The 202-nt window shown below is 72.8% G+C and carries 1 protein-coding gene; it reads right to left on the reverse strand.

Annotation, left to right across the window (positions count from 1 at the left end; genetic code table 11):
• Positions 1-202: polyprenyl synthetase family protein (locus DEIPI_RS32060; RefSeq protein ID WP_045234568.1), on the reverse strand; the 202-nt coding region annotated here is incomplete at both ends.

Consider the following 202-nt stretch of genomic DNA (forward strand, 5'->3'; position numbering starts at 1 on the left):
GTCCCCCTCGCCCGAGGCGCGGCGCTCCACGATGTCGCGCACCTCGCAGCCGTCCGGGCCGCCGAGCAGGTGCAGGATCGGCAGGGTCACCTTGCCCTCGCGCAGGTCTCCCCCGACGGGCTTGCCGAGCGTCGCGGGATCCGACGCGATGTCGAGCAGGTCGTCACGCATCTGGAACGCGAGGCCGAACTCCAGCCCGAAG

Source organism: Deinococcus pimensis DSM 21231, assembly GCF_000519345.1.
Classification (GTDB): domain Bacteria; phylum Deinococcota; class Deinococci; order Deinococcales; family Deinococcaceae; genus Deinococcus_A; species Deinococcus_A pimensis.